The organism is Enterococcus sp. 9D6_DIV0238, from assembly GCF_002174455.2.
Lineage (GTDB): Bacteria > Bacillota > Bacilli > Lactobacillales > Enterococcaceae > Enterococcus_L > Enterococcus_L dunnyi.
Window position 1 is genome coordinate 3,113,271 of the sequence record NZ_CP147246.1, and the last position, 25,411, is coordinate 3,138,681.

The 25,411-nt window shown below is 36.5% G+C and carries 24 protein-coding genes; 16 read left to right on the forward strand and 8 right to left on the reverse strand.

The genetic code is table 11. The features are described from left to right. Positions 1 to 219: 219 nt before the first annotated feature. Positions 220 to 591, reverse strand: coding sequence for an iron chaperone (locus tag A5889_RS14655; RefSeq protein ID WP_087639534.1), 372 nt, complete (start codon positions 589 to 591; stop codon positions 220 to 222). Positions 592 to 697: 106 nt separating this feature from the next. On the opposite strand from A5889_RS14655, the gene A5889_RS14660 reads away from it, so the two are divergent. Both A5889_RS14660 and A5889_RS14665 read left to right on the forward strand, forming a co-directional pair. Then, the gene (locus A5889_RS14660; protein WP_087639535.1) at positions 698 to 1,246 is read left to right on the forward strand and encodes a DUF1697 domain-containing protein; all 549 of its coding nucleotides are present in this window, start codon (positions 698 to 700) and stop codon (positions 1,244 to 1,246) included. A gap of 140 nt (positions 1,247 to 1,386) precedes the next feature. After that, a complete protein-coding gene (locus A5889_RS14665; RefSeq protein WP_087639536.1) occupies positions 1,387 to 2,460 on the forward strand; it encodes an endonuclease/exonuclease/phosphatase family protein in 1,074 nt (357 codons plus the stop codon). 61 nt (positions 2,461 to 2,521) lie between these two features. Here A5889_RS14665 and A5889_RS14670 read toward each other — a convergent pair whose 3' ends face one another. The 5 genes from A5889_RS14670 to A5889_RS14690 form a co-directional block, all read right to left on the reverse strand. Beyond that, positions 2,522 to 4,858, reverse strand: a complete 2,337-nt coding sequence (locus A5889_RS14670) for a glycoside hydrolase (RefSeq protein WP_087639537.1) — start codon at positions 4,856 to 4,858, stop codon at positions 2,522 to 2,524. 163 nt (positions 4,859 to 5,021) lie between these two features. Continuing rightward, positions 5,022 to 6,437 (reverse strand): sensor histidine kinase, encoded by a 1,416-nt coding sequence (locus A5889_RS14675; protein WP_087639538.1) that lies wholly within the window; start codon positions 6,435 to 6,437, stop codon positions 5,022 to 5,024. After that, positions 6,421 to 7,065: a response regulator transcription factor gene (locus A5889_RS14680; RefSeq protein ID WP_087639539.1), complete on the reverse strand. Its 645-nt coding sequence runs from the start codon at positions 7,063 to 7,065 to the stop codon at positions 6,421 to 6,423. Before A5889_RS14680 ends, A5889_RS14675 begins: the two co-directional genes overlap by 17 nt. A gap of 15 nt (positions 7,066 to 7,080) precedes the next feature. Beyond that, on the reverse strand, positions 7,081 to 7,707 hold the full coding sequence (locus A5889_RS14685; RefSeq protein WP_087639540.1) for a hypothetical protein: 627 nt from the start codon (positions 7,705 to 7,707) through the stop codon (positions 7,081 to 7,083). Between the two features lie 53 nt (positions 7,708 to 7,760). Next, positions 7,761 to 8,330, reverse strand: a complete 570-nt coding sequence (locus A5889_RS14690; RefSeq protein ID WP_087639541.1) for a glycoside hydrolase family 73 protein — start codon at positions 8,328 to 8,330, stop codon at positions 7,761 to 7,763. Positions 8,331 to 8,572: 242 nt separating this feature from the next. On the opposite strand from A5889_RS14690, the gene A5889_RS14695 reads away from it, so the two are divergent. The 13 genes from A5889_RS14695 (at position 8,573) to lepB (ending at position 22,275) form a co-directional block, all read left to right on the forward strand. Beyond that, positions 8,573 to 8,887 carry a rhodanese-like domain-containing protein gene (locus A5889_RS14695; protein ID WP_087639542.1) on the forward strand — a complete coding sequence of 105 codons (315 nt, stop codon included), beginning with the start codon at positions 8,573 to 8,575 and terminating at the stop codon, positions 8,885 to 8,887. Continuing rightward, on the forward strand, positions 8,887 to 10,539 hold the full coding sequence (locus A5889_RS14700; protein ID WP_087639543.1) for an FAD-dependent oxidoreductase: 1,653 nt from the start codon (positions 8,887 to 8,889) through the stop codon (positions 10,537 to 10,539). The genes A5889_RS14695 and A5889_RS14700 overlap by 1 nt, the downstream gene beginning before the upstream one ends. Beyond that, positions 10,539 to 10,844 (forward strand): rhodanese-like domain-containing protein, encoded by a 306-nt coding sequence (locus tag A5889_RS14705; RefSeq protein ID WP_087639544.1) that lies wholly within the window; start codon positions 10,539 to 10,541, stop codon positions 10,842 to 10,844. The genes A5889_RS14700 and A5889_RS14705 overlap by 1 nt, the downstream gene beginning before the upstream one ends. Next, positions 10,834 to 11,088 (forward strand): metal-sensitive transcriptional regulator, encoded by a 255-nt coding sequence (locus A5889_RS14710; RefSeq protein ID WP_087639545.1) that lies wholly within the window; start codon positions 10,834 to 10,836, stop codon positions 11,086 to 11,088. The genes A5889_RS14705 and A5889_RS14710 overlap by 11 nt, the downstream gene beginning before the upstream one ends. Positions 11,089 to 11,851: 763 nt before the next feature. Further along, on the forward strand, positions 11,852 to 12,979 hold the full coding sequence (locus A5889_RS14715; RefSeq protein ID WP_087639546.1) for a tyrosine-type recombinase/integrase: 1,128 nt from the start codon (positions 11,852 to 11,854) through the stop codon (positions 12,977 to 12,979). 291 nt (positions 12,980 to 13,270) lie between these two features. Next, positions 13,271 to 13,957 (forward strand): response regulator transcription factor, encoded by a 687-nt coding sequence (locus A5889_RS14720; RefSeq protein WP_087639547.1) that lies wholly within the window; start codon positions 13,271 to 13,273, stop codon positions 13,955 to 13,957. Between the two features lie 22 nt (positions 13,958 to 13,979). After that, complete coding sequence (locus A5889_RS14725) at positions 13,980 to 17,669, forward strand: pectate lyase-like adhesive domain-containing protein (RefSeq protein WP_087639548.1); 3,690 nt, start codon at positions 13,980 to 13,982, stop codon at positions 17,667 to 17,669. Positions 17,670 to 17,683: 14 nt separating this feature from the next. Continuing rightward, the gene (locus A5889_RS14730; RefSeq protein ID WP_087639549.1) at positions 17,684 to 18,010 is read left to right on the forward strand and encodes an LPXTG cell wall anchor domain-containing protein; all 327 of its coding nucleotides are present in this window, start codon (positions 17,684 to 17,686) and stop codon (positions 18,008 to 18,010) included. Then, positions 18,007 to 18,813 (forward strand): WxL domain-containing protein, encoded by an 807-nt coding sequence (locus A5889_RS14735; protein ID WP_087639550.1) that lies wholly within the window; start codon positions 18,007 to 18,009, stop codon positions 18,811 to 18,813. Before A5889_RS14730 ends, A5889_RS14735 begins: the two co-directional genes overlap by 4 nt. Before the next feature lie 33 nt (positions 18,814 to 18,846). Next, positions 18,847 to 19,632, forward strand: a complete 786-nt coding sequence (locus A5889_RS14740; protein ID WP_087639551.1) for a WxL domain-containing protein — start codon at positions 18,847 to 18,849, stop codon at positions 19,630 to 19,632. A gap of 97 nt (positions 19,633 to 19,729) precedes the next feature. After that, the gene (locus tag A5889_RS14745) at positions 19,730 to 20,872 is read left to right on the forward strand and encodes a DUF916 and DUF3324 domain-containing protein (protein ID WP_087639552.1); all 1,143 of its coding nucleotides are present in this window, start codon (positions 19,730 to 19,732) and stop codon (positions 20,870 to 20,872) included. Positions 20,873 to 21,050: 178 nt separating this feature from the next. Next, a complete protein-coding gene (locus A5889_RS14750) occupies positions 21,051 to 21,563 on the forward strand; it encodes a hypothetical protein (RefSeq protein WP_242585504.1) in 513 nt (170 codons plus the stop codon). Between the two features lie 16 nt (positions 21,564 to 21,579). Further along, positions 21,580 to 22,275: a signal peptidase I gene (lepB, locus tag A5889_RS14755; protein ID WP_087640395.1), complete on the forward strand. Its 696-nt coding sequence runs from the start codon at positions 21,580 to 21,582 to the stop codon at positions 22,273 to 22,275. Between the two features lie 187 nt (positions 22,276 to 22,462). Here the strand turns inward: lepB and A5889_RS14760 are convergent, their stop codons facing one another. Continuing rightward, positions 22,463 to 24,007 carry a glycosyltransferase family 39 protein gene (locus A5889_RS14760; protein WP_176372748.1) on the reverse strand — a complete coding sequence of 515 codons (1,545 nt, stop codon included), beginning with the start codon at positions 24,005 to 24,007 and terminating at the stop codon, positions 22,463 to 22,465. 384 nt (positions 24,008 to 24,391) lie between these two features. Here A5889_RS14760 and A5889_RS14765 point away from each other — a divergent pair, with 384 nt between their 5' ends. Then, positions 24,392 to 24,922, forward strand: coding sequence for a hypothetical protein (locus A5889_RS14765; protein WP_087639555.1), 531 nt, complete (start codon positions 24,392 to 24,394; stop codon positions 24,920 to 24,922). A gap of 202 nt (positions 24,923 to 25,124) precedes the next feature. Here the strand turns inward: A5889_RS14765 and A5889_RS14770 are convergent, their stop codons facing one another. Then, positions 25,125 to 25,403, reverse strand: coding sequence for an ankyrin repeat domain-containing protein (locus tag A5889_RS14770; RefSeq protein WP_254909551.1), 279 nt, complete (start codon positions 25,401 to 25,403; stop codon positions 25,125 to 25,127). Positions 25,404 to 25,411 lie beyond the last annotated feature (8 nt).

Sequence of the window (25,411 nt, forward strand, 5' to 3'; positions counted from 1 at the left end):
GACTCGCTTAGCATCGCAATAAAGTAGTCTAAAAAGTAAGGAGTACAAAAAAATCCCATCTCAGCCAAGATGGGATCAAATTATCTATTTATCTTTTGGGGAAGATAAGTAATTTCTCTATGAATAAATCATAAACGATTTTTAATGGTTTTACTACTTCAAAAAAATCCTATCCTTCTTACTTTTTTGAAGAAACTCTGTATTTAAAAGAGAAAACAGCTATTCTCGCCAAAATTTTGTATAATCGATTTTTTCTTGAATGTTATAATCAATGATCTTTTTCAAAAGGGAGAAATCGATTTCCTGTGTCCAAGTGATTTTGAAGATATTATCAGTATGCTCATATCCCGCTTTTTCAATATCCTTTTTGAATGCAGCTAGTGTGACTGTTTCTGGTGCGATCGACATGTGTTTTTTAGAGACACTGAAGCCGATTATAAATGTTCCATGATCGGTAAACATTGGTTGGTTCCATTTGATGACTGTTTCTAATTGAGGGAAGTTTTCTTTGATCCATGCAAATAGACCTTCTAATCGTTGACGTTGTTCTGAATCACTTATTTTTTCGGTAAATTCACTTAAATCTGCCATTAGGATACCTCTTTTCTTTTAAGTAGGATTGTTTCGTTGTTTTTATTATAATATGAATAAAGAATTTAGAATAGGTATTTGATCGAATGGAAGGAGAGAAATGAAGATGCCAAAATATATTGCTCTGTTACGTGGTATAAATGTTGGAGGAAAAAATCGTGTCGTTATGGCTGAGCTGAAAGTTACATTTGAAAAACACGGATTTACAGACGTAAAAACATATTTGAATAGCGGAAATGTCATTTTTTCGACGGAAGAAAAGACACCTGATGTCCTGGCCAAAGAGTGTGAATTGCTGATTGAAACGATGACAGGATTACACATTCCTGTGACGATCGTTTCTGGTGAAGAGTGGCTGGAAGCTGTCGCACATGCGCCAAATTGGTGGAATATCGATAAGGAATCGAAACACAATGCGATTTTTATTATTGCACCGACGACGACAGCTGAGGTGATGGCTGCAGTAGGCGAAGCAAAACCAGAATACGAACAGGTCGATCATCACGAACGGGTGATTTTCTGGTCTGCGCCATTAAAGACTTTTTCGAGAACCCGCTGGTCGAAAATCGTCAGCTCAGCATATTATGATCGAATTACGATCAGAAATGCTAATACCGTCATGAAAATAGCAGAGCTGATCAAAAAAGAGCAATAGATCTACGTTTGAAGCTGCCTTAAAAGTGTTTATTGCTCAATGAACGACAGTCTTAAACAATAACAATAGATGAACAGCTGTTTTATTGTATAATGGTTGTTAGTCTATTTTTATTTATATGGTGGAAAGAGGAAGGAAAAATGAAAAGAAAGATCAAGTTTTTACTCAGCGCACTTGTCGCAATGATCGCTATTATTTTAGTTTATGTAGGGTATGTTTATTTTAGTTATTCAAGAATCGAAGATGATCGTTCAATCAAGGTCCAACAGCAAGCTGAAAGCAAGTCACTCTATACAAACAAAGAATATAAAATAAGTACATTCAATATTGGTTATGGTTCGTATACTCCTGATTATACGTTTTTTATGGATGGCGGGAAACAATCAAAAGCAATAAGCGAGGAAAGTGTTCGTAAAAATATTGCTGGCGCAATTGAAACGACAAAACAAATAGCGCCTGATTTTGCTCTTTTTCAAGAAGTGGATGAAAAAGCGACGCGTAGCCATGGTGTAGATGAAGTACAGCAAATCAATCAAAGCTTTAAAGATTATACAAGTTCCTTTGCAGTAAATTATGATTCTGCCTTCTTGATGTATCCAGTGTTGGATCCGATCGGGAAATCAAAATCAGGAATTTTAACACTCAGCAATACAAAAATCGAAAGTAGTACACGTTATAGTTTGCCGATCGAAACCAATTTTAATAAGTTTTTTGATTTAGATAGGGCGTTCACGGTAGCTAAGATTCCTGTTGAAAATGGCAAATATTTGATGCTTTATAATGTTCATTTATCCGCATATATCAAAGATCAGGCGATTCAAAAAGAGCAGGTGCATAAGCTGTTTGATCATATGGAACGGGAATATAAAAAAGGCAACTATGTGGTTTGTGGTGGAGACTTCAACCACGATCTACTGCCCTCATCTACGGAAACGTTTAAAAATGATCCAACGGAAACTTATACTTGGCTGCAGCCGTTCCCCAAAGCAGAGTTACCCGAAAATCTTAGTGTAGCGAAGCTGAGTGAAAGAAAAGAAGCAGTGCCTTCTGTTCGAAATTTGGATAAACCGTATGAAAAAGGCAAATCATTTGTTGCGTTGATCGATGGGTTCATTATTTCTGATAATATCCAAACTATCGATGGAAAAGTGATCGATAAAGGGTTTGAGCATTCAGATCATAATCCCGTTGAAATGACATTTGAATTGAAATAAAGCGAAAAAGCCAGCATTCGGAATAGCTAGAATGCTGGTTTTTTATTTTATTCTATCCGAGTTACTCTTTTACCTTCACAATCGTTTGTTTGCCATTATTGATGATCACAGCAGTATTTGCAGCTACGTTCAGATCAGCGGTGTGATAATCTTTATCTGAAAAGTTAGCAATCACTGCTAATGTATCTCCAAATTGTGTTTTCTGCACAAGGCGATCCTCTGTCAAGATCTTAAAGTCAGTCATTTCCTGTGCTAGAGCTGCTTTTTGAAAAGGTGTCCAGATTTTGGCATTCTCACTGATATCCTGCTTATGTTCTTCCCACGCCGTTTTATCAAGATGGAACATTGGTGGAGTATTATATAAATATTCTTTCATGCGACGCTCGGCCACTTGACCTTTGATTTTGTAGCTATCCCATTCCCATTGATGGGAAGTGATGACTGAGCGATTATAAACAAGCTTATACAACGGTAGTGAATAGGCAGGATCTGTATAAATAGCTTTGTATTCTTCTTTGATAGGAACGACTTTTTTATATTTTGTTGGAATACCGCCGTCTAAAGCAGCATAGCTCCCTACGTAATACTCACTTTCTTTATTTTCCCTCATATCTGGGTCAGACCACATGATAACAGGTGTTTCGATTCCATGAGCAAAGACTATTTCTTTTGAAGTAAAATCATTTCCGCCTTCTGAACCGACAACTAATCCATTATTATTGAAATAGTCTATTCGTTTTAAACGCCCGGCGACATCTTCACTTTGAGTCGTTTGGTGATCAGGACTGTAGTCATTATAGATTTCTCCTGCTGCATCAGTATCTAAAAACCAAGTGTTGAATGGAATTTTGTTCTGCATGATACTTGTAAAGCGTTCTTCCACATCTGGAAAAATTTGGGTTGGGTTTAGTTTTCTACCTTTGCCTAGAAACCCAGCAACTTTTTCTCCATTTTTCTTTGTAACAGTTGCTTTCTCATAGAGATTTTTATTTGGAAACGAAGCAGTATTCCAATCAATACTGGCATTTTCTTGAATGGATTGATAAGAATCATAGGGGCCGATCAAATACCCTTCAGCTGCAGCCGTTTTGACCATTTCAGGATTCATGAGCCCATTGGCCCAATTAGGCAAACCGATCCAAGCATTAGTGATCCCAGCGCTTTTCATCTCTTTGAAAACATCAGTTGATGTTTTTTGTCCCCAATCATCAACAGGAGGAGTAAGCTTTTGAATAGCACCAGCCAACAAATGCTTATTCAATGTATAATGCTCTTGCTCACTTAATGTGTCAATTCCTTTTTCGATCAGCTTTGAAGCTTCTTCATCTGGTTGTTCAAAAATGGTTTTGTTGTAAAACTGGGGATAAAGTAAAACATTATTAAGTGAGTTTAAAAAGGTGTTTTTTTCGTATTGATAGCCTTCATTATTTTTGAAAGCTGCTAAAGCATTTTGGTATTCGGCTGAACCGTCTTCACCATACTGTGATAATAGTTCAGCGATCCATTGAAAAATAGGTGCATCAGCTTGCTCGGGAAGTTTGCTCCAGTTAATATCATCTTCAGTTAAAATTCGGCTGTTCCAGTAATAAATTTGGATAGCTCCCCGCATTTTTTTGATTTCAGGGTTCTCTTTTTCTTTTTCGTCCAGTGTCTTAAATTTGCCAGTCTTGATTCGATCCATTTGATAGGTTTTAGCAATAGCGACAGGATCGTTTTCTGTAATGTAAATACGGTAATTTAAGGTTTTATCTTTATCGAAACTGATAAAATGATGACTAGCTTCAAAGGTTAAATGATCCTCTGTTTGTGCGATCAAATCACTATTAAAGGGATTATCCATAACGAAACTCGTAGCAAAATCTTTGAAATTTGTAGTGAAAAAGCTCATGGAAAAAGCTTCGCTCATAGCTAATTCATTGTTTTGTTGAAAGTAAGCCAGCCAGTCTTTTTGTGTATTTGGAATCGTCTTTCCCTCTGCGATCGGAAGTGTATAATTTTTAGCATCGATCTTCGGCCAGTTAAACGTTAAGTCTTCTTCTGACAAACTAGTGAGAGAAACAGCCAAATGGTCGGACTCTTTTTTTACGATGATCTTTAGTTGTTCATCAGGATACGTCCAACTGACTTCGTTAGTTGTTTTTTTTACGTGGGTCACTAATTTAGGTGTTTGAGGTTGAACGATCGTTTCCTGTCGACCATTTTCAGTGATCAAAATAGCGAATGTTTCGGGATCGACATCAAACGAGAAATCGTTTTTGGTATACCTTTTATTTTTGTCCAGCTCTTGGCTGACAGAAAGTGCTGCTTTCTCATTTTTATTTGCTGCCTTAGGTATCTGACAAGCTGTCAGTGAAAGAGATAGAACGGTTAAAAGTGTGACAAAAAGCTGCTGTTTCATAATGTTCCTCCTAAATAAAATGATTTATTGAACCTATTGAAGTGTAGCAAGTCTATGTTACAAGATTGTGGCAAAGAAAAGAGAGCAGCCCGCAAAAGAAAAAATCACTTTTGTAGGCTACTCTAGTTTTGAAAAAGAGCATTTCGAGGCGTATGGAATCGAGTTAATGCTCAGTTATTAAATTTGTTTGTTTATAAAAATGTAAATTGAAGATCAACGTTTTATTGACGAGACGCGCTTCTATGTCAAATCCGTGTTCATTCATGATCGATTGAACGATGGATAAACCTAATCCTGTACCTGATAGGTTTTTATTTCGTGATTTTTCATGAACATAGAAGGCTTCCCAGAGCTTCTCTACATCAAAATCTGAAGGCAAGGAGGTTTGATTACTGATCGAAAGCTCAACGAACTCATTCGTTTCACGCCAGCTGACTTGGATTTCTTTGTCAGTGGTATATTTGATGCTATTGGTCAATAAGTTATCAAACGCACGTTTTAACAGTAAAGGATCAGCTTCGATCAAAGATAGTGGTCTATCTGTTTCAGCTTCTAGGAGCAAGATCGATTCTTTTTTCATCAATGATTCTTGCTCCTGCAACGTCTGTTTCCAAATCTTAGATAGTTGGAGTGGAACCTTTTGCAAGGAATGCTGCTGTTCCAATTTTGCATAATCAAGCATTTGATCGACGATTTCATTTAGACGTTGTGCTTGTTGTAAGATAGTGTCTAAGTAGGTACCATCGTCTAAGCCATCCTCGATTCCCGAGCTATAAGCTTTGATCAACGCGATCGGTGTTTTTAATTCATGAGTCAAATCTGCTGTGAATTGCTTCAATCGATTATTTTTCGCTAGTAAATTGTTTTGGTAGGTAGCCAAAGCATAGCTCATTTTGTTGATACTGACTGCTAATTCTCCAATTTCATTTGCAGGGATATTCTCAGTTGTCACAAACGTTAAAGCAGTGATTTCTTCTGCTACTTTTTTTAAATCAACAAGGGGATCTGTGATTTTTCGAACAGAAATATAGATCATAAAAATGATCAAAACTAGAGTAAGACTCAAGGAAATAAAATTGAAACTATTGATCAATTCTGCTGTTTCAGAGAAATTAACGGTAGAAACACCAACTAAGAAAAAAGTATCATCGATCACCATCATTTCAACAAGAAAGCTAGATTTTTGTTTTCCTTGATCAAAGCTTCGCTGGATCGGTTGGGATGTACTTTGTAATTGCTCCAAGGTCTCTTGTGTGACCCAAAAACGATTTAAAGCGATCTGTTTTCTATTCAAGTTGAGAGATAAACCTTCATTGAAATCATCAAGTGAAGCGCCATCTAATGGATAGGTTACGATGGTTACTTGCTGCTCATTTTCCAAAAGTTCAAGTTGTTTGCTGTCATTAGGAGACTGTTGGATCGAAGCCATCACTGAGGCTACTTTATGTTCCATTTTCGCACTATAGTAATAAGGAACGACCAATGTATTGAAAATGAACATCACAAAAAAGCTGCCGATGATGATCAACGAAAAAGTGAGTGTGAGTGTCGTGCTGATTTTTCTAGTTTTCTTTTTCAACGAGATAACCCACTCCTCTTTTGGTAGTGATGATCTCATCACCGATTTTTTCCCGTAAGCGTCTAATATGTGTATCTACAGTACGAGCGACCCCATCATAATCCATTCCCCAAACGCCAATTAAAAGCTGTTCTCGTGTTAAGATCGTTCCACGATTATTGACTAAGAACATCAATAGATCACTTTCCTTTTTTGTTAGATCGATTCGTTGATCGTTTTTCCAAAAATTGAGTTTCGCAGGATCGATAACTAATTTTTTTATCGTGATCGTTTCTGTTACACCAAGTAATTTTTTTACTCTCAGTACTAATACTTTAGGATGAAAGGGTTTCGTTAGAAAGTCATCAGCACCGCTGGATAACGAAAGAAATTCATCATCGCCAGTTGTTTTAGCGGTCAGCATCAAAATTTTGACTGGACTTTCTGATTTAATGGTTTTGATCACTTCGATACCATCAACTTTTGGCATCATCCAGTCGATGATCGCTAAATCTATTTTTTCTGTATAAAAAAGTTCCAGTGCTTTTTCACCATCAAAGGCAGTAAATACGGTGAAGCCAGCCTTTTTTATATAAGCACTCAAAATCTGAACCATTTCTGGACTATCATCGGCAATCAAAATATTCATAAGCAGCAACTCCTTTTATAATCTTGCTAATTGCGAATTTAGACGGAAAAATTGAAAAATCAGAACAAGTAGAAACACCCCGATCAATGGCAAATCGACCAAGAGAAAAAAACGGCTAGGGGTATACAGAAGTTCTTTGATCCATGAAGTAGCTGTCAGAAAGAACTTCATATAAAGCAGTTGCGCACTAAGCAAACCAATACAGGCACTAGGAATGGCAAAGAGTAAAAAATCAGAAAAAAGTTCACTAGTCAATCTCAAATCAGAGCTTCCCAGTAATTTTTTTGTGATCAATTCCTCTTTATCTATTAGTAGAATATGCTGGAAGTGAATAAATAGATAAAAAAGACCCGCTAAAAATAATCCCAGACTAATCAAAAATAGACCGCTCTTTAAACTCGTCAGTAACAAAATCAAATTTCTTGCGGCTGCTGACTGCGTAAAAGAATCTATCAAGTCATTTTGGTTCAATAAGTTTTCTTTTTCCAATGCTTCAAAATAATTTAGTGTAAGCCAGCAGCGAATAACAAGTGTCAGACTGAAGAAATACCCCGCTATCAAAAGAGTATTTACAATAGTGTGCAGTTTATTTCTGAACAATAATTTTCCGCTGTCAGCTAAAATGGTATAGTACTTATCCATAAAAACACCTTTCTCATCTTGATAGAATTTGATGGATTTTAGAAAGTCGAAGACTATTTATCGTATTTATCTAGTTGAAATTCCTCGATCAAGGCGATCAATTTTTCTGCATATTCAGGATCTGTCGCATAGCCGCCGTTTTGTAAAGCGACAGCAGCTTCACGATAATTTTTACTGGTTTTGATTGCCTCGTAAGTTCCTCCGTTTAAAAATTCCATATGATCGACCATCGATTCTTGGATCGTCGAATATTTTTTAAATGAATCGTCGATCGTTATTTGTTCACCATCGATAAATTCTTCAGTCGGCATAATACTAGACTGCTCATTGAATGTGCCTTTGATCCCAAAAAGATTATTTGCTTCGAGTGCTAGATCACTACGTCCCCAATCAGATTCCAAAATTGCCTGAGCAATCGTGATGCTGGCGAATAAATGTGTCTGTTTTTGTAAAACTTTTGCTTCAGCTGCTATTTCATCGATAAAAAGTTGCTGGTACGCAGTAGCTTCGTCTTGAATAGGTTGTTCTTCTTTATTAAAAATCAAGAAAATACTCGCAATCGAAAGAAGTAGAATCAATAATAACGGTAAGACATTTCGTTTGATAAGGATTCTTTGATTCATGTCATCCCCTCTTTTCTTTTAGTGAATAAATGTAGTATAGAGGTTCAATGTTACAAAAAGATGCCAAATAAGTTAATAATTGTTTGGCTTTCTTAAGAAATAATTCAGTTTGATTAAGAAAATTTTTGAGAATGAAAAGTAGAAGTGAATGAAAAAAATGAAACAATTCCCTTTACAACTTACCAAAAATCATTTATGCTAGTTTTTATAAATACCCATAGGGGTATAAAAAGGAGGAGCATATGTTTTCATTTTTTAACAAGACATCGATCAATGGATCAGAACTTCAACAGAAGTTGACGTTGAATCCAGAAATCATTGATGTACGTGAGAAGTCAGAATTTCAAGCAGGACATATTCCTGGCGCCAAAAATATTCCATTGAGTAAAATCAGCGCATACAGCTTGAAGGGTGATCGACCAATTTATATCATTTGCCAATCTGGATTGAGAAGCAGACAAGCAACGAAACTTTTGAGGAAAAAAGGTATACAAGCATTCAATGTCAAAGGTGGAATGAGCCGTTGGTCTGGAACGGTCAGAGGAGGAAAATTATAATGCATGTAGTAATTATTGGCGGTGTAGCTGGCGGAATGTCAGCTGCGACTCGATTAAGAAGACTATCAGAGGAAATCGAAATTACTGTGTTGGAAAAAGGACCTTATGTTTCTTTTGCAAATTGCGGACTTCCTTATTATGTGTCTGGGGAAATCAGTGAGCGTTCAGCGTTGATTTTACAAAGTCCAGAGCAGCTTAAAAAGAGATTTAACATTGACGTTCATACGGAAACAGAAGCACTTGAAATCGACCGTCAGGCTAAAAATGTTCGGATAAACGCGAAAGGCAAAGAAGCTGTGATCAACTATGACCGGCTGATTTTATCACCTGGTGCGCAACCAGTTGTCCCAGAAATCGAAGGTCTAGCTCAGGCAACTAATGTACACACCTTGAGAAACGTACCCGATGTTGACAAAATCGTTGAAGCAGTTAAACAGGAACAACCAAAGCAGGCTGTTGTGATCGGTGCGGGTTTCATTGGCTTAGAAATGGCTGAAAATCTAAAAAAATTAGGAATCGATGTTACTATAGTCGAAGCAGCTCCGCAAATTTTACCACCGCTAGATGAAGAAATGGCTGCATTTGTTGAGAAAGAACTGAAACGAAATGAAATCACTGTCTATACAGGGGCTGCAGCAACCGCATTCAAAGATGCTGGAAAAACAATTGAACTAAGTACAGGAGAAATCATCAAAAGTGATTTTACCATTCTGTCAATTGGGGTCAAACCTTCTAGCGAGTTAGCGCAAAACGCTGGCTTAGAGATCGGTTTACGGGGTGGTATTCTTGTTGATGAGAGCTACCGGACAAACGATCCTGATATTTACGCTGTAGGGGATGCAATCGTTGTGAAGCAGCAAATTACAGGCGAAGATGCATTGATCTCATTAGCTTCCCCAGCTAATCGTCAAGGGAGACAAGTGGCAGATGTGATCATGGGAGGAGCACGAAAAAATCAAGGAAGTATCGGCACTGCAATCGTTCGTGTGTTTGAACTTACAGCTGCTAGTACTGGTTTAAGCGAGCGGCAATTGCGTAATGATAAGTTAGACTATAAAGTCGTTCATACGACATCCAAAAGCCATGCGGGGTATTTTCCAGGCAGTCATCCGATCGTAATGAAATTATTGTTTCATCCTGTTTCTGGGAAAATATTTGGTGCTCAGGCAGTTGGAGCAGATGGTGTAGATAAACGAATCGACATTATTGCGACAGCAATTAAAGCTGGTTTGACAGTGACTGATTTACCTGAACTAGAATTTACGTATGCACCGCCTTTTGGTTCAGCAAAAGATCCAGTTAATATGATCGGATATGCTGCAGCAAATATTTTAGAAGGTTTTTCAGAAAGTATTCAATATTATGAGCTAAACGCAGCAATTGAAAACGGTGCGCTGTTGCTTGACGTGAGAAATCCTGATGAGCTGAAAAACAATGGTGCTTTACCACAAGCTAAAAACATTCCGTTGGATGAGTTGAGAGCTCGTTTAGACGAAATACCTAATCAACAAGAAATAATTGTGAGCTGTCAAAGCGGCCAAAGAAGCTACTTAGCAGAACGAATCTTGAAAAATAATGGTTTTACTGTAAAAAATTTAGATGGAGCATTTCAGCTTTATAGCATGATTTACCCCCAGGAGGTTATTAAATAATGTATAAATCAATCATGATCGATGAGTTCGAGCAATTACAAAAAAGAAATCAATTAAAAATTATTGATGTGAGAGAAGAGGACGAGTATCTGTCTGCTCATATCAAAGAAGCAAAAAGCATGCCTCTAAGCACTCTGCAAGAAACAGCAGATAGCCTAGATAAAGGACAAGAATATTATATTATTTGCCACTCTGGCGGACGTTCTCAAATGGCTAGTGAATTTTTAGCATCATTAGGGTATGATGTAACTAATGTGATGGGCGGTATGTCTGCTTGGAGAGGAGAAGTTACTAGTGGGATGTGATCCTAAATTAGCAAATCGTTTGAAACGTTCAGAGGGGCAAATTCGCGGCGTTTTAAGAATGATGGACGAAGGGAAGGACTGCCGTGAAGTTGTGACTCAACTGATGGCTGTCCGTTCTAGTATCGATAAAGTGATTGGACTTGTTGTGACTGAGAATTTGAAACAATGTATGGAAGATGAGCAGATCGATCTTTCCAGTGAAGACTTAGCCAAAGCTTTAGAGATGATCGTAAAAACAAGATAAACTAAAAAGACGTTAAACTTCAGGCCTAGCCCAGAAAGTTTAACGTTTTTTTTGAAGAGATGAGGTTGGGGTAGAGGGATTCGACCTTAAGAAGCAAGTTAGTCAGTTCTTAATGATTCAGCACTTAGAATGTTGTTAGCTTCATTTTATTTTTTGAAGCACAGTGAAGCTATACCTGTTAGCTGCTTCTGATTTCACCGTTGATCATGTTTTAGAGTATCTCTTAAAGAGTTATATCTCAGTTTACTTATCAAAAGATCTAGTTTAAGGATTAAAAGATAACATCATCAACCAAACCATAGACCTCATAATTTTAGTTTTTCCTGAAAAAACTATTCGTAATATCAATAAAATTTGAATTATTTTGAAAAAAACTAGTTAAATATAGTATAGTTTAACTAGTGGTTCAAAAATAATAATATAAAACCATTTTAGTTATTTAATTTAATATATATGTTTTTATCTTTATTTTCTTATAACTTCTACTTACAAGAAAATAGCGTTAATTCACAGTTTAAATTCATTTAACAAAGATAACTTTAATCTAAAAAACCATTGAAGTCAATGAATTATTTCATTTTTATCTTATCAATTTTTTTATATTTTTTTGAAAAATAAGAGAATAATGAAAGAGTTTAGTCGCTTATAAAATAAATTTCTGCTTTTGATCGCTAAAAAACATTGTTTTTATAGTGTTATATCAAAAAATAAGAATGAGCCGTCAAAATAATCGTCAAGAATTGTTGAAAGGGAATGATGATAGATGTCTAAAAAGGGAGAAAATATTTATAAAAGAAAAGACGGTCGCTGGGAAGGTCGTTACATTAAACAACGAACACCAACAAGAAAGATTATTTATGGATACGTTTACGGAAAGAAATACAGTGAGGTGAAAGAAAAACTGATTTTTCTAAAAGCAAAACAGTTGATCACTCAAGAAACTGTGATTTCTTCTCGTAAAACGTATGAAGAATGGATCATTTACTGGCTTGATCATACGGTAAGGCGAACAGTGAAAGCCACAACATATTCAAATTATTTTCGCTTGCTGAACAAACATATTTTGCCTATCTTGGGTAAATGTCATTTAGTGAAGATGTCTTCTGCACTCTTACAAGAATTTGTTGATGGATTAGTCGCAAAGAATCTAGCAAGCAGCACGATTCGTTTGATTTTTACGATTGTCAATAAATCCTTAAAAGAAGCAGTGAAAAACGAGTATATAGATAAAAATCCATGTAATTCAGTTCATTTACCTAAACTGGCTGCGCCGATCATTCACTCATTAAGTAGTAAGGAGCAGAGAAAATTAGAAGAATTGGCATTCAATGAAACTGAATGTTCTCCGATTATTTTAGCTCTTTATTCTGGGATGAGGATAGGAGAAATCAGTGGGCTCAAATGGGAAGATATTGATTTTGATAAAGGATTGATCCGAGTTCATCGAACGATTTCAAGAATTATCGATGAACATAGCACGATCAATAAAACAGAACTGATCTCTGGAAGCCCAAAAACAGCGTATTCTAGCAGAGTGATTCCCTTGGCGACCAATTTGAAAGATTATTTACTAGAAAAAAAAGAAACTTCCCCGTCCAACTATGTGATCCATTGTCGAGGAAAATTAGCAGAGCCAAGGGTCATCAATTACCGTTTTAAGCGAATGATCCGTGAAACAGAATTCGCATCGATCCATTTTCATGTGTTGAGGCACACATTTGCTACTAGATGTTTGGAGCAAGGTGTGGATATCGTTAGCTTGAGTCGAATTTTAGGTCACCGATCGACAAAGCTTACGCTTGACACCTACGCTGATTCATTGTTAGAGCATCGACAGGAAGTAATGAAAGCCGTTGATGCATTGTTGAAAAAACCTTCTTTATTTAAATGATATGAGAGGTTGGGACAGAAGGATTTACTTCTGTTCCCATCGTTTATTCGTTTTTAAAGGGACTGGATTATAACTCGTAGAGTTATGTCTCAATCTCTTATTTTTTTTGTTTTAAAAGCCGTCAAATCAATGGTCATTTGACGGCTTGAACTATAGATAAATCTGAGTTTCATAATGTTCTTTCCTATAAGTAGAAGTTATAAGAAAGAGTTTAGATATTATACTACATTTCTGAAAACAATAGGGAATGAAATGCTTTTATTTTAAATAACCAGAATCAGGAGGCACGCCATGTATAAAATAGGAATTGTATCGCAAAAAACTTACCCTGAAAAAATAATGTCTGAGTTTGAAAAAAATGGTTTCATGCTGACTTATTTAAGTAAAGAACAAATCTGCAGTGAAGGTTTGGATGGTATTTTTATCGAAGAAACACAAGAGCATTCGATCAGCCTCATTTGTGAATTGGTGTTGTCGATTCGCAAAGAAAGTGATGTGTTTATTTGGGTTCTCTCCAAAAAGTCAACGACTGTCGATCGGCAAGTCTATTTACAACTAGGTGTCGACAATGTATTTAATAGTAATTATTTTCCAGCAGAGCCTCTATTAGTCATACGAAATACGTTTACTAGGAAAAATAAACAAACTCCAATAGAAGAAAGCACAAAAATGAATGATTCCGAAATAGAATCGATGAAATTAAACCCTCGAAATTTAAGTATTTCTGTCGTTACAGAAGAAAATCAGATCGAAGAAATTGCGTTGACGAAATTAGAATATCAAATTATGGAATTATTATATAGCAGCCCTGGGAAAGCCTTCTCCTATAAAGAAATCTATGAAGCTCTTTGGAAATCCCCCTATAGTGATCGACCTTATCGAGTAGCAAACGTGGTTTTTCACATCAGAGATAAATTGGAGAGCACATCTATTTATATCAAGACTGTACGATCAAAAGGCTACCGATTAGTTTTATAAGCAGTTGAAAGGAGGTGAAAAAATGAAAAGGAAAAATAGTATCTATTTGTTTCTGAGTTTCATTACAATGATAGGCTTCTATTTTTATCATAGTACGCCATTGCTGAAAGCAGAAGAATCTACCAGTCAAAGTACTGTAGAATCGACACCGCCCCTTTCAACGAACGAGTCATCTGAAGTTGAAGTTATCAAAAAAAATACCCCAACGCTAGATGTAGCTAGTAGGGATGCAAAAACTATACAACCGCAAATGACAAATCTTGAAACGTTTGAATTATCGGAAAACGGGACGGGGATCGTAGCTAAAAATATGGCAAAAACAATGACGGATATTCAAAGCTATAACGGTGATACTGAAGCAATCAAACAGATGATTCTCAGAGATACTGGAGCAAAAGCATATGGACTGTCTGGCGGATCTATCATTGACGTAACCGATAAGATCCAGCTATTGGATCTAAAAGGACTTGATGCAGTTGCAACAAATGATTTACAGGAGTTTCATTTGACATTGACCGTTCCTTCAAATGTGTCAGGAACAGGCAGCGATTTAACAAGTGAAGTCATCGTTTATGTCGGAAATGTAGCAAAAGTAAGTACATGGGATCAACTGGATGCTGCATTGATGAGTAATACAGTAACGATTGTCGATGTACAAAATTCTATGACCAATACTGTAACGAATAGGACGGATCGAACTGTCTCGGATAGCCGACCAAACTATGTGTTATTAGGAAATGGCTACTCTCTTGATTTTATTGGCTACTCTTATAGGTGGGGAACGAATACATCGATCGTACACAAAGCAGTCGTCGATAATGTAGATATGTATGGCGGACACTATTATGGACCTGTGACGATGTGGGATAGAAATGCCTATGGCTCAAGTATCACGTATCGAAATGTAAATTATACAGGTTCACAAGTGACGGCCTCTTTCCAAGCGCTTTTACGTTTTGAAGGGAAAAACGTCATTAAGTCTAAAGCAACAAGTTACACCTCTTATGATGGAGCGGTTCGCAATATGGCCAATACCAATCAATCTGGTTTAGAGTCACATACACTCTTATTTGCATCTAATACAGATACAACGATCGAAGTCGAAAATGGTGATGGTGTGATTTTAGGTAGCTGGTACTCTAACTATGATACGGTCGCAACGATCCAACCTTCATTGACTTTAGAAGAAAATGCTACTGCAACGATTCGTACATTAGGGAACGCAGGAGAAACAAATTCTTGGCAAACTGACGGCGGTAATATTCCCTCTGTGATAAGTGTCCAAAGAAATGGAAAAATAGATGTCGGTAAAAACGCCACATTAAATGTTGAGACAGCAGATGGAACAACACGGGTACCCGTACGTTTAGGTTACCAATCAGCAACTTCTCAGTGGACGACGAGTATCGATCTGGAGGAAAGCAGTCATTTTAATGTGAACATCAACGGTCCGATTGCAACAACTAGTTCACGTGCAGGATTTATGCTTCAACAAAATTCCGCTATCAATGTCGGTGACAATGCAGAAATGACCATCAACGCAAATCAGATGACAGCAGGTGCTCCAGTTATTTCCATGGGACAAAATGCCAAATTTGATGTCGCAGAAAAAGGGCAGCTGACTTTGAATAAAAACGGGGGAGTTGGACGTCTTCTTGATCTTTCTAACGGCTCTAAATTTAAAGTAAGCGATCAAGGTGAAACAAAGTTTACGTCTACAAATGAAGGGACATCGACAAGCTCAATGATCTATGGAGGTAGTGGTTCTTCTTTTATTATTGGTGATAAAGGAACCTTTGAATCTGTTATTAAAGATGGGACTGGTGTTCGGAATATGCTGGATTTTGGCAGCAATACCATCTTCCAATTCTCGAATGCTCAAAAAATAGACTTGGATTCACGTGGGAATACAAATGCGAATTTGATCAATATGACGAATCCAGGGACGTTTACAGCTGATATTCAGGAAGTTTCTTCTTGGAGTAAGCAGGATGCAGCACAAGTAACACCAACATTCCATTGGACACCGATGTATGGAATGACCATCAAGTATAACGGTATTACTACAACAAGTGTTTCAGGAAATAGTATTACAAATGCGATCCAAACAAATTTCATAAATAACTACCGAACAGAAAACTTTTCAAGAATTGTTTATGACTATATTCCAGATGTTATCGTCGGAGTAGATGAAATCAGTGATAATAAAGCACTAGAAAGCGGTCAAAAAATTTCTGGGACAGTCAATAATGGTGCAGCAATGCTGTTTTATCTGGTAACAGATGAAAACGATCCAAGTAAAGATGTATTGTTAACGACTCCTGATGTAGCTTCTCCAGTTGAAGGAGATGCACGAAAATTCAATACGATCGCGGATGATAAAGGAAAATTTACTTTCGAACTACCTGAGAATGTTACGTTGAAAGCAGGGCAAAAGATAAAGGCTTATGCATGGTTGAATGGGAAGGACAGCTACACGAATCAAACAGTTTTAGATAAAACGCCGCCAAAAGGAGAGTCCGTAAATTATCATGTTGCTTTAAACGAAGTTACACCGACTGCAGATAAATTTGTAGGTAATCCAACCGATTCTAATCCAACTCCACAAAATTTCACGTATGCTTTTAATGCAGAAACACCGCAGTCATTGGTTGACAGTTTTATGGGTCAACTTGGTGAGCATACTGTAAAAGTTGACTTATCGGATGAAGCTGGGAATATGACGACTGTTGTATCTACTCTCACTGTGAACAAAGCGACGCAAGAAATTTACGGCTCTGATCTTGAAGCCTCGTATGTTGATATTCGTAATTTATCCGAAGATCAATTGAAAGATTACATTCTCACACACAGCCAGCCAGTTGCATATAAGTTAGTAGAGGGTGAAAAAACTGATCTTAGTTCATTTATAAAAGTGACAGATTTTGGTGGGTTGAATGATATTGCAGCGATTCAACCTAAAGCATATCCCGTGACACTAACAGTCAAAGCTAGTGATTCTGGATTGCCAACAGATATCTCTACGACGATCAATGTCACAGTTGTTGATGTAGATGCTGTGTTGAATGTCGAGTTTGTGAATGAAGTAGACCAAGTACTTTCAGGTTATACAGTGACACTTGATACACAAGTCGGAGATACGATTGATCTCACCAAAAATGCTGAAGTTCAAGCTCAATTAGAAAACGTATTAGCAGCGGGTTATGACATCGCTCAACGTCCAGAAAATGAGGCTGCAGTAAAAATTGATAATACAACGGTGACTGTAAGATACAAACTGCAAGGGGTATTAAGTTTAACTTCAGTGCCGCATGCGTTGGAGTTTGGAACATTGACGTATGATGCCACAACCAAAAGAGTAGAAGATCCTGCTTTTGATGAGCAATTAGTCGTGACTGATACTCGTGCAGAAGCAGCGAATGGTTGGCGTATGACTGCTTCTTTGTCCTCACCGATGCAAAATGCCAAAGGGCAAGAACTGACGAATGCTTTACGCTATGTGAATCAGGGAAAAGAAACGATTTTAAATCAAGATGCACAAGTCATTTATACCAATACGCAAGGAACTATGGGAAGCTATACTGTCAGCAACGGCTGGGGAACTGCCGCTAATACGGATGGAATCAAGCTTCAAATCAATTCCTCTGATACGGTATATACAGGAGATTACGTTGGCGTCATTACATGGAAAGTGATGGCAGGACAACCATAAAAGGAGAGAGAAAAATGAAACAAATGCGATTTATCTTGTTCTGTTGCTCTCTGATTCTATGGATAGGGGTCATTTCTACAGAAACCGTTGTTCAGGCGAATGAAGGAAATGGCGGTCAAGTCATTACAGATGGAAAAATTTCATTCTATGAAGGAACGACTGAGACCAGCAGTTCTACCAGCACAGAACCCAGTTCAGCGACGCCAAGCAAACCTATTGGAAAACCGCTTCCTAATACGGGAGAACAGATCAAGCACTATAGTCTAATCGGAGGCGGCTTGCTTCTTTTAGTTCTAATCTTTCTCTTTTTTACTAAAAGGAGAAAGGGGGAGCAGAAATGAGATTCACACACACTTCTTTTCTAGTTAGTATGACGGGTCTTGTCCTTTTGTTTAGCATCAACAGTCTATCTGTGCAGGCAGCTCCCGATTCTATGGAGCAATCTGGATCAGTGTCAGTAAAAGGAAGCTCAACAACAAACCCTGTCGATCCTGAAAATCCAGGTACAATAGTTGATCCTGGGAAAAGTCCATCTACAACAGGTCCACTTCGGATCGATTATGTATCAGCGCTTGACTTTGGTGAAAGTAAGATCACGAAAGGTGCTCGCCGTTACAATGCACGGGCACAACAATTTTTTGGTGATACAGGACCAAGAGGAAGTTATATACAGATCACAGATCAGCAGGCGGATTCCTCAGGCTGGACATTACAGGTCAAACAAGAAAAACAATTTACGAATCCGATCATTCAAAATGCTGAGGAACAAGAGTTGAAAGGGGCTGTCTTGTCCTTGGATAAAGGCTGGGCAAATTCTAGTAGTACTAGTGAAGCACCCACAGTAACACGCGAAACGATTGCCTTGAATTCGATTGGTTCGGCATATGAAGTAGCGACTGCGGGAAAAAATAGTGGTAAAGGAATTTGGACGATCGCATTCGGCGCTTCAGAGACCAATACGAATAATCAACCTCAGACACTAACACCAGTCGTTGATGCTTCGCATAAGCCAATTATAGATCAAACCTATAACAAGCCAGTGTATAGCAATTCAGCAATTACCCTGACCGTACCGGAAACGACAGTGATCCATCCGGTCGAATACCAAACGGAGATAACTTGGATATTAGCCAAGTTGCCTTAATAAACTACACACACTTTTAGGAGGAACAACAATATGAAAGCAAGAAGTCTTTGTGCAACAACATTAGCAGCAATTTTAGGAGTATCTTTATTAGGAAATGCTGCACCTGCATTTGCAGCTCCAACAGAATTAAATTCAACTGGTACAGTTAAGGTCGAAGAAGGGACTGCTGGTGGTGGAGACCAAGGAACAGTCGATCCAGAAAACCCTAACGAAATATTACCAGATCCTGATCCAGAATCACCTGGAGAAAATACGAACTCTGATAAAGGTCCATTAGTTGTTGAAAAAACAACAGATCTAGATTTTGGTACGATCAAAACTTCTGCAGATGCAGTCACAAGTTTTGCTAAACCAATGAGCTTTGAAGCAGGAGCAAAAACTCGTGGCGCATATGTTCAATGGGCGGATGTTCGTTCAGGCGGTACGTATGGATACACTGTGACAGCACAATTATCAAGTCAATTCAAAGATACTACAGGAACAAATGTATTAACAGGTTCTACAATCGATTTTAGTAATGGAATGGTTTCTGCACAGGGAAGCAATACAAATACTGTACCTTCAAATGCACAAACAGCATTCCAATTAACAGAAGCAGCTGATGATGCTAAAACGATCGTAACTGCCAGCAAAGATTTAAAAGAAGGTAAAGGTCGTTATATCATGGAATTTGGACAAAGTAAAGATTCTACAGTAGGGACTCCAGATACGGATACTAGCTCTGTTAAATTAACTGTACCAGCAGCGACAGCTTCAAATATGGCGGCAACTGATTATACAGCAACAGTAACATGGAAAATCGTTGCAGCACAATAAGCATAATAAACTGATTCTAACAGTTTTTACAGACCAACAAGTGAACCTTGTTGGCCTGTATACATAGAAAATCATTTCAGAATAAGTGAGGTTGGTTATGAAAACACATAAGTCTTTTACGCTGCAGTATATTAGTCTAGTTTTTAGTATAATTGTGGGATTTATATTTTTAGGTCAAGCAGTATCGGTATCTGCTGATGAGGAGAATTCAGCAGGTGCAACGGGATTTACCTATAGTATTATTTTTCCAGATAATCAAATAGATAAGGAGTTAGGTTACTACAAGCTGAAAATGACACCTGGGCAGCAACAGCAATTAAGTATTATGTTAAGCAATCCCAGTGCTGAAAAGGTTACGATCGATGTCCAAGTGAATGGAGCAAAAACAAATCAAAACGGTGTGATCGAATATGGTGAATCAGCAATCAAAAATGATCCATCCTTGAAATTCAATTTTATTGACCTTGTAGAAGGTCCAAAATCTGTTGAATTAGCGCCAGGAGAAACTAAAAGTTTAGATTTGACGATTAAAATGCCGGAGACAGAGTATGATGGAGTCGTTGCAGGCGGCATTCAATTGATGCGTGCTGGACAAGATGCAACGACTAATAGTGGAGGATCTAAAATCATCAATCAATACGCATATGTCATTGGTGTACTTTTACAAGAAAATGATACTGTAATACATCCCGATTTATCTTTGAATAGTGTGAAAGCAGGTCAAAATAATTACCGAAATGCAATTTTTATCAACTATTCCAATATCAAAGCTGCCTATTTAAATGATATGACCGCAGAAGTACAAATTACTGAAAAAGGAAAAGAAACGGTCTTATATGAGCGAAAACAAACGGCTATGCGGATGGCGCCAAATTCATTTATTGATTTTCCTGTTAGCATGAATGGCGAGCGAATGATCCCTGGAGACTATGAAGCTGATATTCTGATTGCTTCTGGTGATAAAAAATGGGCTTGGAAGCAAGCATTCAAAATCACTGATGAAGATGCAAATAAATTCAATGAGCGAGATGTCGGTTTAGTTCAGGAAAAGAGTTTGGATTGGAAATTGATTTTATTGCTTGTTGCAGCGTTTCTTGTAGGAATTTTCCTTCTTTTCTTAGTTGTTCACTTCTTTAGAAAAAGCAAAAATAAAAAGAATGCTACTAATAAAAAGACACGAAAACAAAAGAAACACCCCTCAGGAAAGATAAGTAATAAACAGAAAAAAACAAACTATTAATGCAGTATAGGAGCTGAAGAGAGTGTCTACTATAGATTGGGTTTTCGTTATAGGTATAGCAATGACAATCGTTGTGCTCCTAGGATCAGGCTATTTTTTGGTAAGAATCATACGAATAAAACAGCAAATCAAACGGCTGCCAGTCAGGCGATTAAAAAATAAAAAGAGGCAACGAGCAGTGAAAAAAAAACGTCAAATGCTCATAAAAAAGAAAAAAAGCAGTCTTAAATTTTTTCTGATGCTATTATTTTTAACAGGTTTATTTGCCGGTGCATCAAGCTATCTTTCTTATTACCAAGCCATGAACCTGACAACGAATGATTCAGATTCAGTAGTGAAAGGGTACTATCTTTTACGTGATTTTGAACAACAATTAGCACTTGCTAAAGAAAAAGGTGACAACGAAGAAAAATTACAAAAAAATATCCGCTATTTAGCAACAGCTATGGCTAGCTACGGAACAAAAACGGCTAGTACGATCAATTCCCAAGAAGGCCAGTTGATATTGAATCGCTATTATAATGCGATCAAGCAAGTTGGGATGAATGCAAGTACGCAAACCAAAAATTTTTACGGGAACGCCCAAATAGTTGATAGCTTCTTAGAAGATATAGAGAAAGTAAAAACATACGAGAAAGCAGCATTCACCTATTATAAAGTCGATGAAACAGCCTTTTCAGAAGAAAAATAGGCGGAGTGAAAACGTCATGAAGAAAAAATCATTGTCTAGCCCCTCAACTATCAAGAAAATAAGCGGAAACTCTGCTAAACGAAAGAGACAGCGTCGCATTCATTCGTCTAAAAAGCACAGAAATAAACGTCAGATACAGAAAAAACGCCTCCTACCTACATCAAACAAAAAGAAACAAGCTCATCGTAAGCGTAAAAGAGTTATTAAAGAGATATTTTTAGCTTTTTTTATTGGGAGTATTCTTATACTGTTAGTCAGCTTTTGTTTTGTGAGGATCGTTACTGTGAGCGGGTTTGGGATGGTTCCAACATTACGTGAAGGAGATAAGGTAATAACGAAAAAAACGAGTGATCTAGAAAGATTTGATTTAGCTGTCTTTACTTTAGGAAATGAAAAGATACAAGTTCGACGTATAATCGGCATGCCGGGAGAGACGATCGACTATACGTCAGACACTTTATATATCAATGAACAACCAGTCGATGAAAAATTTTTGATCGATGAAGTCAATGAAAGCCAAAGAAATGGTCGTAATTACACAGCAGACTTTACACGAAAAACAGTTGTAATCCCTGAACAATATTATTTTGTAATGGGGGATAACCGACCACATGCGACAGACAGCCGCCATTATGGATTTGTAGCTAAGAAGAATATCATCGGAAAAGTAATAGTTCAGCTTTTTCCGGTCAATGAATTTAAAGTATTTTGAGAAATAGTCTATGATCATTCAAAGCTTGAGTTGATCAATGAGTTGTTATGAAATAGAATAAACCACAAAAAAGGAACTAGGATTTTAGTATCTCCTGTTCTTTTTTTGCGGTTTGTTAGATGGGAATGATATAAATGAAAATCAATTACAATTTAGTTGTATTGAAGATTTATGCCTCCGTAGTTGTTTAAATTTCTGATAACGAGTGTTTAAAGTGATAATAAAAACCATTAGCAGATAATAAAAATAGAAAAGGCAAAAATTGAATCAAATATCTAGAGCGACCGCCTTCAAATAAGAGCAGATAGAAAATCATTCCAATAAAAGTCAATTTAAGTATCTCAATCAAAACATTTTCTCTTTTCATTCTTATCGTCAATATCATTCCTATTAAAGTGAGTAGATAGACGACATGCATTAAAAATCGAATATTAGCAGACTGAAGTGACTGAGGATAGTATAGATTTTGTAAAAAAACTTGTAATTTATTTTTAGGTGACGATGCCGGTTTTAAATCTGCTCCATCTACTCCCCAATCAAAATCGCCATTAGCAGTATTATTGATATTTTTTTGAGATAGAAATTTTATATAGCCCATCGCACCTTTATTTTTAATTCGTTCTTTGATCATTTCCTTAGTGTATTCTTTTTTTTCTTTAGCTGTTGGTATACTGTAGATCATCTGAGTATCTGCATCACTATAGCCTCCAGAGCCAGTTAGTCCCATCATCACAAAAAAGGTCCACGGTTTTGCAAGTGATGTATCAAAAGAGATGATCGATTGGTGTTGAGTAAAGAATCTAAAAGATTGTTGTGTGAGTATCAAACTGGTCACAAGTATCACAGTTGTGAGAATCAGTGAAGTCTTTTTTTTACGTGATTCTTTGGATAATAGCGTCTTCGGTAAAACGACCAGTACATATGCAATAAAGAATACTACAGAAGATGGTTTCATTAAAAAACAGCACATTATCAGCATCCCGATACCCCATATCAGCATCATTTTTTTCCATAAGGCTAAAGAATCATTATTTCTTAAAATACTAAAGAAGAAAATTGTAAAGCTGATAAAAGGTAACACCATGGTATCTGTGTAAGGTGTTAAGATCCATGGTGAAAGTGCCAATGAAAAAGAGAAAAGACAAAAGGTGATAAAAGCAATCGATCGATTGAATAACTTTTTAGCAGATAAATAAAGGATAATGATGCTTAGATCTATGAATATGCAGTTGACTATCTGCCAAGATAACCAGGAATTACTTAACAAACCTGAAAAATCAATGTTGTTAATGATCGTGTTTATTCCATACATCATAAAAAAGAAAAATTGATTGTTGGGATTAACAGATAAAGCAAAACTAAAATGTCCTTTTTCTGGTGAGGTAACCTCATTAAAATTATCAAGTACATCCCAGCCGATAGGAGCAGTAATATTGATTAATAAAGCCATCTGGATCAAGATAAATAGACAAAACATCAAGCTAACGATAAGGCGTTCGTGAGTTAAAATTATTCGTAATTTTGTAACTATTATCTTTTTTATTTTCGTCCTTTTATCTGAAAGAAACACATATGTAGTAAGAAAAAACAAAATAATTACAAAGCTATAAAGTAAGTTTGAAATATTTTGGAAGTTTAGTAAAGATGATCTAATAGCTCCAAAAAATGTATAACATAAAAGAACTGCAAATAAAAAATTTTCAAATTGATTGATTTTTTTTAGAATTGACACACAAATCTCCCCCTTTATTTTCATGTATTCTTTTATAAAGATAAGTCAAAAAGTCTAATTATCTTTTCCAAGATTTTTCACTGTTTATCATGGTGCAGAGCATCTTTTATGAACACTTTGTTTATTATATCAATAATAAGTTTACCAGTAAATGACGATTCATTTATGTAATTATGTGTGCACATAGAAATAAGGGAAAATTTTTTATACTAGTATTCTAATAGATGATTCATACTGACCTAAAAAAATTAGTTGCAAATTGTTATTTTCAAAGTAATCTTTTCTTATATACTTTTTTGGTATGATAGAATAAGGATTACTTTATTAAGCTGCAACAGTGTCTTATTATGAAAATATAAATGCAATTAAGAGAGGAAGGATCACATGTTACCATCATATTTAGTTGGAATAGCAAATGTTGTCTCAATAGCAGATTTTTTAGAACTGGAGATAGTTTTAGATAATCTTGAAGAAAGTTATGAAATACTTCATTCAGGAGAACTTTTTCTCTCCGGTAATAATCAACTTATTACTTCTGAAAGTAATGATAAGCAACTAAAAATAATAGCTAAAAATGAAAAAAACGGCAGAGAATTATTACTGTTTGATAGTGCCTTGTATGGTTATAACACTATGTTTTGCGATACTATTCAAGAGTTTGTTTTAGATAATAATGAGTTAAAGCGCTACCCAGTCAATGACATCTACAAAATCAATCTATCAATTGGTATTGGGATCAACTATGATGAGGAGAAGGAAGACTATGAGATTGATGATCATGGTTTTGTTACCCTAATTGATGGAAGAAAAGTTTCTTGGGATCAGGTTAAATCTGATGGTTTCGATTATATAGGAATAAAGATAACAACTAAAGATTTGCAAATGTTCGAAATACTAAGTGAAGAACTTAGTTAGTGATTTGGGAAGAAGCTATATTAAATACGATAACTGTCATAAATACTCCATAGTGCACAGATATGACGCCTGTTTCGGAGGAAAATATTGAATTTGTCATTCACAAATCCAATAATCGACCTAGAAAATGTCTAAATGGAAAACACCATACGAGGTATCTTATAACGAGTTTACAATCAGTTCCACTTTTTAATATCAAAGATTATTCAGATAACAAGGATTCTGCTGAAATCCCATAGTTATTCTCAATTCTAGGATCAGCACCATTCATCAGCAATAATTGAATCAGCTTATTATTTTCGTCTTCGTATTCCATTGCAGCACGCCATAATGGTGTATTTCCGAAATTATCTTGGGAATCTATCTTAGCTCCCTTAGTAATGAGATAATCAGCTATTTCGTATTGATTACTCATTACAGCAAAATGTAATGCTGTAAATCCTGCATTATCTTTTGCATTCAAGTTAAGTCCATTATTAATTAGATGTT

Bases quoted from the DNA above. Each gene is read 5' to 3' on its own strand.
- A5889_RS14655 (WP_087639534.1), bottom strand. From the start codon at position 591: ATGGCAGATTTAAGTGAATTTACCGAAAAAATAAGTGATTCAGAACAA.
- A5889_RS14660 (WP_087639535.1), top strand. From the start codon at position 698: ATGCCAAAATATATTGCTCTGTTACGTGGTATAAATGTTGGAGGAAAA.
- A5889_RS14665 (WP_087639536.1), top strand. From the start codon at position 1,387: ATGAAAAGAAAGATCAAGTTTTTACTCAGCGCACTTGTCGCAATGATC.
- A5889_RS14670 (WP_087639537.1), bottom strand. From the start codon at position 4,858: ATGAAACAGCAGCTTTTTGTCACACTTTTAACCGTTCTATCTCTTTCA.
- A5889_RS14680 (WP_087639539.1), bottom strand. From the start codon at position 7,065: ATGAATATTTTGATTGCCGATGATAGTCCAGAAATGGTTCAGATTTTG.
- A5889_RS14685 (WP_087639540.1), bottom strand. From the start codon at position 7,707: ATGGATAAGTACTATACCATTTTAGCTGACAGCGGAAAATTATTGTTC.
- A5889_RS14690 (WP_087639541.1), bottom strand. From the start codon at position 8,330: ATGAATCAAAGAATCCTTATCAAACGAAATGTCTTACCGTTATTATTG.
- A5889_RS14695 (WP_087639542.1), top strand. From the start codon at position 8,573: ATGTTTTCATTTTTTAACAAGACATCGATCAATGGATCAGAACTTCAA.
- A5889_RS14700 (WP_087639543.1), top strand. From the start codon at position 8,887: ATGCATGTAGTAATTATTGGCGGTGTAGCTGGCGGAATGTCAGCTGCG.
- A5889_RS14705 (WP_087639544.1), top strand. From the start codon at position 10,539: ATGTATAAATCAATCATGATCGATGAGTTCGAGCAATTACAAAAAAGA.
- A5889_RS14715 (WP_087639546.1), top strand. From the start codon at position 11,852: ATGTCTAAAAAGGGAGAAAATATTTATAAAAGAAAAGACGGTCGCTGG.
- A5889_RS14720 (WP_087639547.1), top strand. From the start codon at position 13,271: ATGTATAAAATAGGAATTGTATCGCAAAAAACTTACCCTGAAAAAATA.
- A5889_RS14725 (WP_087639548.1), top strand. From the start codon at position 13,980: ATGAAAAGGAAAAATAGTATCTATTTGTTTCTGAGTTTCATTACAATG.
- A5889_RS14730 (WP_087639549.1), top strand. From the start codon at position 17,684: ATGAAACAAATGCGATTTATCTTGTTCTGTTGCTCTCTGATTCTATGG.
- A5889_RS14735 (WP_087639550.1), top strand. From the start codon at position 18,007: ATGAGATTCACACACACTTCTTTTCTAGTTAGTATGACGGGTCTTGTC.
- A5889_RS14740 (WP_087639551.1), top strand. From the start codon at position 18,847: ATGAAAGCAAGAAGTCTTTGTGCAACAACATTAGCAGCAATTTTAGGA.
- A5889_RS14745 (WP_087639552.1), top strand. From the start codon at position 19,730: ATGAAAACACATAAGTCTTTTACGCTGCAGTATATTAGTCTAGTTTTT.
- lepB (WP_087640395.1), top strand. From the start codon at position 21,580: ATGAAGAAAAAATCATTGTCTAGCCCCTCAACTATCAAGAAAATAAGC.
- A5889_RS14765 (WP_087639555.1), top strand. From the start codon at position 24,392: ATGTTACCATCATATTTAGTTGGAATAGCAAATGTTGTCTCAATAGCA.